Here is a 13,212-nt window from a genome sequence, read left to right as displayed (position 1 = left end):
GAAGTTTATTTTTCAGAGTGACCAATAGCACTAGGCGGATTGCCATCACCCCGTTAAAGTCGGAAGTCCGCCTGCATCGAACCCTCACCAAAAATCGCCCTTCGCCCAATGTTTACGGCCTTTCGCCGTTTTCAGCGAAACGCGTCCTGACAGTCTTCCCAGCCGATTCCGCTTTGCGCCGTTTGCGTGATGAGCCAGGGCATCGCCGTTTTCAGCGCATCCTGCTTCACGTTGAAGTTGATCACCCCGTGTCGCCACAACAGCATCAGACTCAACACTCGTTGCGCGCTCTGATTGGCCTTTAGCTTGCCGGCACCGTCCTGGGCATCGATATCCCACAGCGCCACCTGCAAGCCCTGGGACCTGAAGAAGCCTTCAGCATCAGAACGACGCTGACCATCGGGCGGCCGAAACAATGGCACGTAGTTCTCGGGCAGTTTGCTTTTGACCAGTTCGACACTGCGTCGCACCGAATCCTGCCAGTCCTGCCAGTGGCTGTGAGAGCGGAACTCCCAGCCTTGCACGCCAATGCACTGCTTTGAGTAAGTCGCTTGCAGGCTGGCCACCGAGCGATCAGCCAGACGGGCCTGGATGTCCTTGCCGAGGACGAAGAACGTGCCGCTCATGTTCGACTTGCGCAGGTATTCAGTGGCCCAGGCCGTGTTGTCCGGCGTGGCATTGGCGGCGCTGTCGAAAGTCAGCAAAAACAGCCGGTCATGCATCGCGTCGCCATTACGCTCATAGTCGCCAAAACGATCAACTTCACTGCTGGCTTGCGGAAGCAGCGCCGCCTTGCGCAATTGCTCGTCCAGGTACTGGGCATGGAACAGTCGGCTCGGCTCGGCCCACTTTATGTAGTAGCTCTCATCGCTGACCTGAAACTTGGCGGCCTGCTGGCGCAGGGTGTCCATGTCTTCGACCAGGAAACAGAAGGAGGCATCCTGATCGCAGCTCTGCTGGGCGAAGTTGTAGTTGGCCAGCAGGCGCAGCCACAGGCGCTGGCGCAGGTTGTTGATCGACTCCAGATTGACCGTTCGCAACCCCAGGCGCTGGGCCAGGCTCACTTCATCGAGGGATTCGCTGGCCAGCAGAACACGGGCGAACATCAGGATCTCGGCCCGTGACGCAACGTCAAACAGGGTCGGGCTGCTGAGCTTTTCGGGCCAGGTGCTGCGATCAAGCGTCGCCACATCACCCGGACCGGCCAGGGCACCGAAGCTCAAGAGCCAGGCCGTGATTAGAAAAACGATACGCAATGGGATGTCTCCATAACAAAACCCGCGCGGCACTATAGCCGATCCCACTCACATTCCCGCAGCAACACTGAACCCTGTAGGAGCGAGGCTTGCCCGCGAAGGCGGTGTGTCAGTTGGCACCGCCTTCGCGGGCAAGCCTCGCTCCTACAGGGTTTGTGCAAAACCGCCGATCACCTATGACCGTGATAGCTGGAGTCAGCATGAACAACCCCCTAGAATCGCCCCCACGATTAAAGGAGACGACTTCATGCTGATGGTGATTTCCCCCGCCAAGACCCTCGATTACGAAACACCGCCGGCGACCCAGCGCTTCACCCAGCCGCAATACCTCGACCATTCCCAGGAGCTGATCCTGCAATTGCGCGAACTGACCCCGGCGCAGATCAGCGAGTTGATGCACGTCTCCGACAAGATCGGCGGGCTCAACGCCGCGCGTTTCGGCAGCTGGACGCCGGCTTTCTCCCCCGCCAACGCCAAACAGGCATTGCTCGCATTCAAGGGCGACGTCTACACCGGGTTGAATGCTCAAACCTTCAGCGAGGCCGATTTCGATTACGCCCAGCAGCACTTGCGCATGTTGTCCGGCCTTTACGGCCTGCTGCGCCCGCTAGACCTGATGCAGCCGTATCGACTGGAGATGGGGACCAAACTGACGAATGCCCGTGGCAAGGATTTGTACGCCTTCTGGGGCACACGGATCAGCGAATGGCTGAACGAAGCCCTGGCCGATCAAGGCGATGACGTGCTGCTGAACCTGGCCTCCAACGAGTACTTCTCGGCGGTCAAACGCAACGCCCTGAACGCGCGCATCATCAATACCGAATTCAAGGACCTGAAGAACGGCCAGTACAAAATCATCAGCTTCTACGCGAAAAAGGCCCGCGGCATAATGAGTCGCTTCGTTATAGAAGAACGCATCAACGACCCGGCAGCCCTCAAGCAGTTCGACCTGCAAGGCTATCGCTACAGCGCCGAGCAGTCTAAACCGAACCATCTGGTGTTCCTGCGCGATCACGCCCCAGAGTAAGGCACCCCGATCGGTGCACGCCTCATTAACGATTCGTGCGCCGACATCCGATCGTCCGACAATTCCCCGCTCAATTCGCCATTACACTGGCGCCAAAAAAACAATCACCTGGTTTTCTAACTTTAGTTTCACTCGACTTTGATGTTTTTTTTCAGTAGTGGCACTGAATTTTTTTATCGGTAGTGGCACATAACTATCTAATGCAGCAATAGCCCTATGTATCAAGGGTTAAACAGGCGTTGCTATCAATATGAGAGCAGTGCCATCTTTTTCGATATTTCAAGAAATTTCAGAATTCGCGATGGGCGGACAGGAACTATGTCCAAACGCGTCGCTCATACCATCGGTAACCATTCTCTCGGCGCTTGTACGAGATAACTTACGCAGAGTAGAGATTCACATAGCAAAGTTGTCACATTAACTTCTGCTTACGGGTCCCTGATTTGGGCAACACATGAAGGACAGGTGATAAGCATCATAAATATCCCCTATAAGACCAAGGCTGCGCCCCCTATAAACGTGCTCACCTGAGCACCAAACCGCTTGATTTACGGGCTTCTGGCCTGGCATTGAGCGCGCAAGACCTTTGCACGAATGTCTTCTGATTAGAAGATCAGCTGCATAACAGGGCACGCCATAACAATAAAAGCCTAGTTGCGCACATTTTGAGTGACCTTATTTAGACACTCGGAACTTATATGCCTGCACGCGGCATTGTGGCGCCTTTAAGGCGCACTTCCGAGTGCACTATGACCGCTGAACACCATTAACTCCGGCCATGTGATGGCTTGATAAATACAGAGGTAAATGCGATGCGCATCAGCATATTTGGTTTGGGTTACGTCGGTGCAGTATGTGCCGGTTGCCTGTCTGCACGGGGCCATGACGTCGTTGGCGTCGATGTCGCCAAAGACAAGATCGATATGATCAACGCCGGCAAATCGCCGATTGTTGAACCGGGTCTGGGCGAACTTCTACAGAAGGGCATCGAGACGGGCCACCTGCGCGGTACGACCGACTTCGCCGAGGCGATTCGCGCCACCGATCTGTCGATGATCTGCGTTGGCACGCCGAGCAAGAAGAACGGCGATCTGGAACTGAACTACATCGAAGCCGTGTGCCGCGAGATCGGTTTTGTCCTGCGTGACAAGACCACCCGCCACACTATCGTGGTTCGCAGCACCGTTCTGCCGGGCACTGTCGCAAACGTTGTCATCCCGATCCTCGAAGACTGCTCCGGCAAAAAAGCCGGCGTCGATTTCGGCGTAGCAGTGAACCCAGAGTTCCTGCGTGAAAGCACCGCGATCGCCGATTACGACCTGCCGCCAATGACCGTCATCGGCGAGTTCGACAAGGCTTCGGGCGACGTTCTGCAATCGCTGTACGAAGAGCTCGATGCTCCGATCATCCGCAAGGACATCGCAGTGGCCGAGATGATCAAGTACACCTGCAACGTGTGGCACGCCACCAAGGTGACCTTCGCCAACGAGATCGGCAACATCGCCAAGGCTGTCGGCGTCGATGGTCGCGAAGTGATGGAAGTGGTTTGCCAGGACAAGACGTTGAACCTGTCCCAGTACTACATGCGCCCTGGCTTCGCGTTCGGCGGCTCCTGCCTGCCGAAAGACGTTCGCGCCCTGACCTACCGTGCCGGTTCGCTGGACGTGGAAGCACCGCTGCTCAACTCGCTGATGCGCAGTAACGAGTCCCAGGTGCAGAACGCCTTCGACATCGTCACCAGCCACGGAAAACGCAAAGTCGCCCTGCTGGGTCTGAGCTTCAAGGCCGGTACTGACGACCTGCGCGAAAGCCCGCTGGTTGATCTGGCGGAAATGCTGATCGGCAAGGGCTACGACCTGAGCATCTACGACACCAACGTCGAATATGCCCGCGTTCACGGCGCGAACAAGGATTACATCGAGTCGAAGATCCCTCACGTCTCGTCCTTGCTCAACGCCGATTTCGACGACGTGATCAACAACTCCGACGTGATCATCCTCGGCAACCGTGACGAGAAGTTCCGCGCGCTGGCGCAGGAAGCTCCACACGGCAAGCAAGTAATCGACCTGGTCGGTTTCATGTCCCAAGCCACTAGCGCAAGTGGTCGGACTGAAGGCATCTGCTGGTAACAAGCGGCATCGGGAGGGTTTGCGGCGATCATATCGCCAGCAAATCCTCCCGGCTTTTTCGCCTGCCTTAACCCCATCGGGCCACCCCACAGGCTCGCCCGAGATAGAGACGGATGCAGATTATGCACAGGCTAAAGCACGGCCTACTTCAGGTCGCCGGTTGGCTGTTTTACCTAAGTTTATTGATGGGCATCGCCATGGCGTTGCCTGCGTCCACGTTCGACGCCGAGTCGAAGGACTTCATCTTCCTGATCGGTATCGTCGGTATCTGGCGCTACTCGATGGGTGCCACGCACTTTCTGCGCGGCATGCTGTTTCTGTACGTGGTCTACCCGCACCTGCGGCGCAAAGTGCGCAAGCTGGGTAAAGCGGCAGACCCGTCCCATGTGTTCCTGATGGTCACCAGCTTTCGTATCGACGCGCTGACCACCGCCCAGGTCTACGCCTCGGTGATTCGCGAAGCGATCGACTGCGGTCTGCCGACCACCATGGTCTGCTCCATCGTGGAAATGTCCGATGAGAAGCTGGTGAAAAGCCTGTGGACCCGGATGAACCCACCGGCTCGCGTCAAGCTCGACTTCGTGCGCATTCCCGGCACCGGCAAGCGCGATGGCCTGGCCTACGGTTTCCGCGCCATCTCCCGCCACCTGCCGGACGACCGCGCAGTGGTTGCAGTGATCGATGGCGACACCGTGCTCGCCGAAGGCGTCGTGCTCAAGACCGTGCCGTGGTTCCAGCTGTTCGGTAATGTCGGCGGCCTGACCACCAACGAGTTCTGTGAAGTGCGCGGCGGCTACATCATGAGTGAATGGCACAAACTGCGATTCGCCCAGCGCCACATCAACATGTGCTCGATGGCCCTGTCCAAACGCGTGCTGACCATGACCGGGCGGATGTCGGTATTCCGCGCCACCGTGGTGACCGACCCGGACTTCATCGCCGACGTGGAAAGCGACTCGCTGCAACACTGGCGCCTGGGCCGCTTCAAGTTCCTCACCGGTGATGACAAGTCGAGCTGGTTCAGCTTGATGCGCCTGGGCTACGACACGTTTTACGTGCCGGACGCTGCGATTCACACCGTGGAACACCCGCCGGAAAAAAGCTTCATCAAGGCCAGTCGCAAACTGATGTTCCGCTGGTACGGCAACAACCTGCGCCAGAACTCCCGCGCCCTGGGCCTGGGGATGAAACGCCTCGGCCTGTTCACTTCAGTGGTGCTGTTCGACCAGCGTGTATCGATGTGGACATCGCTGTTGGGCCTGACGGTTGCGATCCTCGCCACCTTAAAGTACGGCGCCGCGTTCATCCTGGTTTATCTGCTGTGGATCGGCATTACCCGCCTGATCCTGACCCTGCTGCTGTCCTGCTCCGGTCACAAGATCGGCCCGGCCTACCCGGCGATTCTCTATTACAACCAGATCGTCGGCGCGCTGGTGAAGATCTACGTGTTCTTCCGCCTCGACCAACAATCCTGGACTCGCCAGGACACCAAATTGACCCGTGATCTCGCCAGCTTTCAACGTTGGTTCAACACTTGGTCGTCTCGGACCATGACCTTCTCCGCCGGCAGCATCTTTGTTGCTGTGCTGCTGATGATGGTCTGACCGAACTCGCCTGAATTAACTAGGAAATCGTCCATATGAATACCGCCGTCAACGCCAACGTAGTGCATGAATCAGAAGCCCAGCGCCAGCACGCCCGAGTGAAAATCCCGGCCAAGCTGCGCTTCTACGGTCCTGACCGGACCCCGGTAGAAGCTCGGGTCCTCGACCTCTCCGCTGGCGGCCTGGCCTTCAACGCCGGTCAGCTGCCACTGAAGATCGGCGACAAGTACAAGGCCCGCCTGCAGTTCGTCATCGATAACCTCGGCCTGGCCATGGACGTCGAGCTACTGGTCCGTTCCCACGAGCGCGAAACCGGCCGTACCGGTTGCGAGTTCCAGAACCTCGAACCTCAGGACATTTCTACCCTGCGCCACCTGATCACCTCGCACCTGGCCGGCGACATCGTCAGCATGGGTGAAGTGCTGGCAACCCTGCAGCGCGACAACTTCACCAAGGCGCGCAAGGTCAAGGATGGCGGGCACGGCATGACCGCGTTCGGTCGTCTGCGTGCAGTGACCTTCAGCTTCGCGATTTTCCTCGTCGGTCTGACGGCATTCGGCTTCATTTTCAAGTCGGTGTACGGCATGTATTTCGTCAGCCACGCCCAGGCCGGTCTGGTCAGCGTGGCGGGCATGAACATCACCATGCCGCGCGACGGCACTGTGCAGAGCCTGGTGAAAACCGACGGCGTTGCGGCCAAAGGCGCCCCGCTGGCGACGTTCAGCACCAGCATGCTCGACGTACTCAAGGGCCATCTGGACGATAACCAACTGCAACCGGCCAAGGTTGAAGATCTGTTCGGCAAGCAAATGACCGGCACCCTGACGTCGCCGTGCGATTGCACCGTGGCGCAGCAAATGGTCGCCAACGGTCAGTACGCCAGCAAGGGCGACGTGATCTTCCAACTGGTGCCGCGTAACAGCGAAGCCAACGTTGAAGCGCGCTTCTCCTATCGCCAGTTCGGCGATGTGCTTCCAGGCAGCGCCGTCAGCTTCCAGATCGCCGGCGAAGACAAAACCCGCAGCGGCACGATCGTCAGCAGCACCAGCCTGAAAAGCGCCGACCTGTCGTCCGACATCCGCGTGCAGATCAAGCCTGACGAGCCACTGGACAGCGCTTTCGCCGGTCGCCCGGTAGAAGTGAACGCCACTCGTGGTCCGAACCTGAACTGGCTGATCGATAAAGCCATGGCCGCCGGTCGTTAATAACAGAGGACATGCCCGTGACTAGCCCACTCAGAATCCTGCCAGTTCCGTTGACTCTGGCCATGGCTATCGCCCTGGCCGGATGCGCCGGCCTGCCCGACCAGCGTCTGGCCAACGAAGCCCTCAAGCGCGGTGATACCACGCTGGCGGCGCAGAATTACCAGCAACTGGCAGACCTGGGCTACAGCGAAGCACAGGTTGGCCTTGCCGATATCCAGGTCGACAGCCGTGACCCGGCGCAGATCAAGCGTGCCGAAGCGACTTACCGCGCCGCGGCCGGCGTCTCGCCACGGGCTCAGGCTCGCCTGGGTCGTCTGTTGGTGGCCAAACCCGGCTCCACCGAAGCCGAACAGCACGAAGCCGAAGGCCTGTTGAAAAAAGCCTCGGCCAATGGCGAAGGCAACACCCTGATCCCGCTGGCGATGCTGTACCTGCAATACCCACACAGTTTCCCGAACGTCAACGCGCAGCAGCAGATCAGCCAATGGCGCGCCGAAGGCAAACCGGAAGCGGGCCTCGCCCAAGTGCTGCTCTATCGCACCCAGGGCACTTACGACCAGCACCTGGACGAAGTGGAAACGATCTGCAAAGCCGCGTTGAACACCACCGACATCTGCTATGTCGAACTGGCCACGGTCTACCAGAAAAAAGCCCAGCCGGAACAACAGGCCGAGCTGATCAAGCAGATGCAAGCCGCTCAGGCTCGTGGCACGGTTTCCGCACAGCGCGTGGACAGCGTGGCCCGCGTATTGGGCGATGCTTCCTTGGGCAAGACCGACGAGAAAACGGCTCAGTCGCTGCTCGAAGGCATCGCTCCCGCCTACCCCGCTTCCTGGGTCAGCCTGGCGCAATTGCTCTACGACTTCCCTGAACTCGGCGACGTCGACACGATGATGAAGTACCTGGACAACGGCCGCGCCGCTGACCAGCCGCGTGCCGAACTGTTGCTGGGCAAGCTTTATTACGAAGGTAAATGGGTGCCGGCCGACGCCAAAGTCGCTGAAGAGCATTTCCAGAAAGCTGTCGACAAGGAAGTGGCCGCCGATTACTACCTCGGCCAGATCTACCGCCGTGGTTACCTGGGCAAGGTCTATTCGCAGAAGGCGCTGGATCACCTGTTGAAGGCTGCGCGTAACGGCCAGAACAGCGCCGACTTCGCCATTGCCCAACTGTTCTCCCAAGGCAAGGGCACCAAGCCCGACCCGCTCAACGCTTACGTCTTCAGCCAATTGGCCAAGGCTCAGAACACCCCGCAAGCCACTGAGCTTGCGCAAACACTCGAAGCCCAACTGCCGCCTGCCCAGCTCGCCGAGGCCCAACGCCTGTTGAAACAAGAACAGGCCGTTCGTGGTGCCTTGAGCCAGAACACGCTGGAACTGCATGCCCTGGAAGAAGAAGACGGCGAGGAATCCCTATGAAGTTGAATCCATTCGTTAAGGCCGGTATTGGCCTGTCATTCGCCCTCTTGTGGTCGTGCCCGACCCTGGCGGCCCTGACTGAAAGCAAGAACTACGGCCTTGATGTGAAAGTCACCGCCCAGTCCGAAGACGACGCCGACCTTGGCACTGCCGAGGGCGGTGACGTCAATGGCGTCGGCCTCGACTTGCGTCCGTGGGTCTATGGCGAGAGCGGCGCATGGAGCGCCTATGCCATGGGCCAGGCGGTGACGTCCACCGACATCATCGAGACTGACACCCTGCAGCAGTCCGACAGCGACGGCACCCAGGCCACCGATAACGGTGATCGCAAGACCAAGAAAAACTACCTGGCGATGCGCGAGTTCTGGGTCGGTTACAGCGGCCTTACGCCCTACCCCGGCGAGATACTCAAACTCGGTCGCCAGCGCCTGCGCAATGACGACGGCCAATGGCGCGACACCAACATCGAAGCCCTGAACTGGACCTTCGACACCACCCTGTTGCGCGCCAACGCCGGTGTTGCCGAACGCTTCAGCGAGTACCGTACCGACCTCACCGAACTTGCGCCCAAGGACAAGGATCGCCTGCACGCTTACGCCGACGCGGCGTACCAGTGGAACCCGGGCAACTGGGTCGGCATTCGCGGTCATCACACCCACGATGACGGCAAGCTCGATACCGCGCAGCCGGGTGTTCCCGCCGATTCTCTGGACAAGAAAGAGAATGGCGATATCAGCTGGCTCGGCCTCACCGCCGACAGCGATGCCTACAACTGGCGCAACACCAACACTGTCAATTACTGGGGCAGCATCACCGGTATGAGCGGCGACCGCGACACGGTCAACCCGCTGACTGCCGAGGGCAACGCGCCGGCACAAGCCAAATCCAGCGGCAACGTCGATGGCTGGGCCACCGACCTCGGTGTACGCCTGCGCCTCGATCCACAATGGCAAGTCGGTGCAGCTTATGCCCGTGCCAGCGCTGATTACGAACAGAACGGCCTGCAAAGCAACCGTTCGAACTACACCGGTACTCGCTCGCGGGTTCACCGTTTCGGCGAAGCGTTCCGTGGTGAAACGAACAACATGCAGTCCGCCACCTTATTCGGTTCGTGGATGCTCAACGACGAATACGACGCCAGTGTGATCTACCACAAATTCTGGCGCGTCGACGGCAACAAGCCGGTCGGCAGCAACGGCATCAATGCCGTCCAGAATGACACCGACGACGTGACCGGCGCGGTGCTCTCCAGCACGTCCCTGCCGCTGGAAGATGGCAACAAAGACCTCGGCCAGGAAATGGACGTGGTCGTCACCAAGTACTTCAAGCAAGGCCTGCTGCCCGCAGCCTTGAGCCAATCGATCGATGAGCCTTCGGCCCTGGTGCGTGTGCGTGGCGGTGTGTTCAAGCCCGGCGATGCGTATGGCAAAGGCGTCGACTCGTACATGCACCGCGCGTTTGTCGACGTGATCTGGCGCTTCTGATGCGAACCGCTAAGGGAGTTCCTGACATGAACAGTCCGAAGAGAGGCTCGATGACCTTGCTGGCCGGCGCGATGTTGCTGGTCAGCACGGCAGCCTTCGCCACGGTGGAGCCAACCGCGCCCGTTCAAAAAGGGCAACCGGCGACCCTTGCAAAAGGGTTGCAACAGGCCAAGACCTACACCGTCAGCAGCGCGCCGACCGCGCCGCTGGAGCTGGCCAAACCGACACTGCCGGACACCTCCGGCTACACCGCCGAAGCCATCGCCGCGAAAATCGTGCGCACCAAGCCCGGCAAAATCAGCGTGCGCCGGATGATGCAGGAAAACGCCCTGAAGGACTTTATCGGCGGCGACAACAAGATGGCTGAATGGGTGGTGCGTCAGCACGGCATCCCGCAGGCCATCTTCGTCGACGACGGCTACATGAACCTCAAGGATCTGGCCAAGAAGGTGCCCGAGCAGTACTTCAGCGAAACCTCACCGGGCGTGTTCCTGGCGAAGTTACCGATCGTGGTGGGTAACAAGGGCATTCTGGAAATCGACAAGCAGACCCAGGAACTGCGCCTGTCTCAAGAGGCCGGTTCGTTCCTGGTCAACGACGGTCAGCTGTTCGTGCGTGATACCAAAATCACCGGTTGGAGTGAGAAGGCAAACGGCCCGGCGGCCTACAAGTCGCCCAAGGAATTCCGTCCGTTCATGTTGTCCTGGGGTGGCACCGAGACCTACATCGCCAACAGCAAGATCGCCAGTTTCGGCTACGCCAACAGTAAGTCTTACGGCGTGAGTATTTCCCAGTACACGCCGAACATGGCCAAGGTGCTCAAGCGCCCTGAACCAACCGGTTGGATTGTCGGCTCCGAGTTCTCGGACATGTGGTACGGCTTCTACTGCTACGAAACCCGCGACTTTGTGGTCAAGGGCAACACCTACAAAGACAACATCGTCTACGGCATTGACCCGCATGACCGTTCCCACGGTCTGATCATCGCCGACAACACGGTGTTCGGGACCAAGAAGAAGCACGGGATCATCATTTCCCGTGAGGTCAACAAAAGCTTCATCTTCAACAACCGCAGCTACGACAACAAGTTGTCGGGCCTGGTGATCGACCGTAACAGCGTGAGCAACCTGATCGCCTACAACGAGATTTACAAGAACCACACCGACGGCATCACCCTCTACGAGAGTGGCGACAACCTGCTGTGGGGCAACAAGGTGATCAGCAACCGTCGTCACGGCATCCGGATTCGCAACAGCGTGAACATCCGCCTCTACGAAAACCTGTCCATGGCCAACGGCCTGACCGGTGTCTACGGGCACATCAAGGACCTGAGCGACACCGACCGTGACATCAAGCTCGACCCGTTCGACGCCCAGGTGTCGCTGATCATCGTCGGTGGCGAACTGGCCGGCAACGGCAGCGGACCACTGTCCATCGACTCGCCGCTGAGCGTCGAGTTGTATCGCGTGTCCATGCTCGCGCCGACCAAATCCAGCGGCATCAGCTTCAACGGAATTCTTGGCGAGCGCCAGGATGAAATTCTCGACCTGCTGGTACGCCAGCAGAAAGCCGTGCTGATCGACCCTGTCGAACGCCAGACCGAAATGCAGGACTGAGGATAATTTTATGCACTCACACTTGATCAAATTACTCAGCCTGTCGGCCCTGACCGCCGGCATTCTCGCGGCCAGCGCTGGCGCTCGTGCCGATGAAGCTGCCGGCAACATAAAGCCACCCAGCTTCGACGCCGAACCGTGCTGCAACCTGTGCCCGGCAGCGCACGACGCGAAAAACTACACCACGCGTTACCAGCAGAACTTCACCACGCTGGTGCAGGCTCAGGGCGATTGGCTATTCCGTACGCAAGAAGACTTGCGCACCGAGTTCGACACCACGCCCGCCGGCTACAAGCGCATGAAAGAACTGCACGACGCGTTCAAGAGCAAAGGCGTGGAGCTGGTCGTTGTTTACCAGCCGACCCGTGGTCTTGTGAACCGTAACAAGCTCAACCCGGAAGACAAAGCCAAGTTCGATTTCGACAAGGCCTTGAAGAACTACAAGACCATGCTCGGGCGTTTCGCCGCCATGGGCTACACCGTGCCGGACCTGTCGCCGCTCACCAACGAATCGCTGCCTGAGACCCTGCAGGCCCACGACTTCTACTTCCGCGGCGACCAACACTGGACACCGTATGGCGCCCAGCGCACGGCGAAAATCGTCGGTGAGCAAATCAAGAAAATGCCGGCCTTTGCCGACGTGCCGAAACGCGAATTCGAGAGCCATAAGTCGGGTCGCATGGGCAAAACCGGAACGTTACACAATATGGCCGGTCAACTCTGTGGCACCAGTTACGCGATCCAGTACATGGATCAGTTCACCACCGAGCCCAAAGGCGAAGCCGCTGATGGCGATCTGTTCAGTGATTCCGGTAATCCGGAAGTCACCTTGGTCGGCACCAGCCACAGTGGCAAGAACTACAACTTCGCCGGTTTCCTAGAAGAGGCCATCGGCGCCGACATCCTCAACGTGGCGTTCCCCGGTGGTGGCCTGGAAGGTTCGATGCTGCAGTACCTGGGCAGCGAAGAGTTCCAGACCAAGCCACCGAAGATTCTGATCTGGGAATTCTCGCCGCTCTATCGCCTCGACCAGGAAACCACCTACCGCCAGATGATGGCGCTGCTGGACAACGGTTGCGAAGGAAAGGATGCACAGTTGACCGGCAGCACCACGTTGAAACCGGGCAAGAACGAATTGATGGTCAACAGCAAGAACCTGAATCTGCAAAACAGCAGCCACCAGGTTGACATTCGCTTCGCCGATCCGTCGGTGAAAAATCTGCAAGCCACCCTCTGGTACATGAACGGTCGCCACGAGGACATCAAGATCGAAAAACCGGAAACCTCCGATACCGACGGGCGTTTCGCCTTTGAGTTGCGCACGGACGAAGACTGGGCCTCGCAGAATCTGCTGGCCGTCGAAATCCAGGGCCCTGAAGCAGGTGCCGCGCCACAGAAAGTCGAAGCGAAAATCTGCAAACGCAACGTGTTCCCAGGCGCTGAGCAGCGTACGGCTCAGGCCGGGCAATGAGG

Annotated in this window: 9 protein-coding genes; 8 read left to right on the top strand and 1 reads right to left on the bottom strand. The window is 58.9% G+C overall.

All coding sequences use genetic code 11. The features are described 5' to 3' along the window. Window positions 1–131 precede the first annotated feature (131 nt). Window positions 132–1,256 (bottom strand): polysaccharide deacetylase family protein, encoded by a 1,125-nt coding sequence (locus QK293_RS01545; RefSeq protein WP_282375214.1) that lies wholly within the window; start codon window positions 1,254–1,256, stop codon window positions 132–134. 247 nt (window positions 1,257–1,503) lie between these two features. Here QK293_RS01545 and yaaA point away from each other — a divergent pair, with 247 nt between their 5' ends. The 8 genes from yaaA to QK293_RS01505 all read left to right on the top strand — a co-directional run bounded on the left by yaaA (window position 1,504) and on the right by QK293_RS01505 (window position 13,210). Then, window positions 1,504–2,283, top strand: coding sequence for a peroxide stress protein YaaA (gene yaaA / locus QK293_RS01540; protein WP_282375213.1), 780 nt, complete (start codon window positions 1,504–1,506; stop codon window positions 2,281–2,283). Window positions 2,284–3,095: 812 nt separating this feature from the next. Next, window positions 3,096–4,412, top strand: coding sequence for a nucleotide sugar dehydrogenase (locus tag QK293_RS01535; RefSeq protein ID WP_282375212.1), 1,317 nt, complete (start codon window positions 3,096–3,098; stop codon window positions 4,410–4,412). 119 nt (window positions 4,413–4,531) lie between these two features. Further along, window positions 4,532–6,016, top strand: coding sequence for a mannuronan synthase (gene alg8 / locus QK293_RS01530; RefSeq protein WP_282375331.1), 1,485 nt, complete (start codon window positions 4,532–4,534; stop codon window positions 6,014–6,016). A gap of 35 nt (window positions 6,017–6,051) precedes the next feature. Next, complete coding sequence (locus tag QK293_RS01525) at window positions 6,052–7,221, top strand: alginate biosynthesis protein Alg44 (RefSeq protein ID WP_282375211.1); 1,170 nt, start codon at window positions 6,052–6,054, stop codon at window positions 7,219–7,221. Window positions 7,222–7,232: 11 nt separating this feature from the next. Further along, window positions 7,233–8,639, top strand: coding sequence for an alginate biosynthesis TPR repeat lipoprotein AlgK (gene algK / locus QK293_RS01520; RefSeq protein WP_282375210.1), 1,407 nt, complete (start codon window positions 7,233–7,235; stop codon window positions 8,637–8,639). Then, on the top strand, window positions 8,636–10,123 hold the full coding sequence (locus QK293_RS01515) for an alginate export family protein (RefSeq protein WP_282375209.1): 1,488 nt from the start codon (window positions 8,636–8,638) through the stop codon (window positions 10,121–10,123). The genes algK and QK293_RS01515 overlap by 4 nt, the downstream gene beginning before the upstream one ends. A 26-nt stretch (window positions 10,124–10,149) precedes the next feature. Then, a complete protein-coding gene (gene algG, locus QK293_RS01510; protein WP_282375208.1) occupies window positions 10,150–11,739 on the top strand; it encodes a mannuronan 5-epimerase AlgG in 1,590 nt (529 codons plus the stop codon). A gap of 10 nt (window positions 11,740–11,749) precedes the next feature. Next, window positions 11,750–13,210 carry an alginate O-acetyltransferase gene (locus QK293_RS01505; protein WP_282375207.1) on the top strand — a complete coding sequence of 487 codons (1,461 nt, stop codon included), beginning with the start codon at window positions 11,750–11,752 and terminating at the stop codon, window positions 13,208–13,210. The last annotated feature ends 2 nt before the right edge of the window (window positions 13,211–13,212 follow it).

Origin of the sequence: Pseudomonas sp. AL03 (genome assembly GCF_029960815.1) — a bacterium.
Taxonomy (GTDB): domain Bacteria; phylum Pseudomonadota; class Gammaproteobacteria; order Pseudomonadales; family Pseudomonadaceae; genus Aquipseudomonas.
The sequence above is the reverse complement of the archived record's forward strand: the minus strand, read 5'-3'. Positions and strand labels throughout refer to the sequence as shown.

Bases quoted from the DNA above. Each gene is read 5' to 3' on its own strand.
- yaaA (WP_282375213.1), top strand. From the start codon at position 1,504: ATGCTGATGGTGATTTCCCCCGCCAAGACCCTCGATTACGAAACACCG.
- QK293_RS01535 (WP_282375212.1), top strand. From the start codon at position 3,096: ATGCGCATCAGCATATTTGGTTTGGGTTACGTCGGTGCAGTATGTGCC.
- QK293_RS01525 (WP_282375211.1), top strand. From the start codon at position 6,052: ATGAATACCGCCGTCAACGCCAACGTAGTGCATGAATCAGAAGCCCAG.
- algK (WP_282375210.1), top strand. From the start codon at position 7,233: ATGCCCGTGACTAGCCCACTCAGAATCCTGCCAGTTCCGTTGACTCTG.
- QK293_RS01515 (WP_282375209.1), top strand. From the start codon at position 8,636: ATGAAGTTGAATCCATTCGTTAAGGCCGGTATTGGCCTGTCATTCGCC.
- algG (WP_282375208.1), top strand. From the start codon at position 10,150: ATGAACAGTCCGAAGAGAGGCTCGATGACCTTGCTGGCCGGCGCGATG.
- QK293_RS01505 (WP_282375207.1), top strand. From the start codon at position 11,750: ATGCACTCACACTTGATCAAATTACTCAGCCTGTCGGCCCTGACCGCC.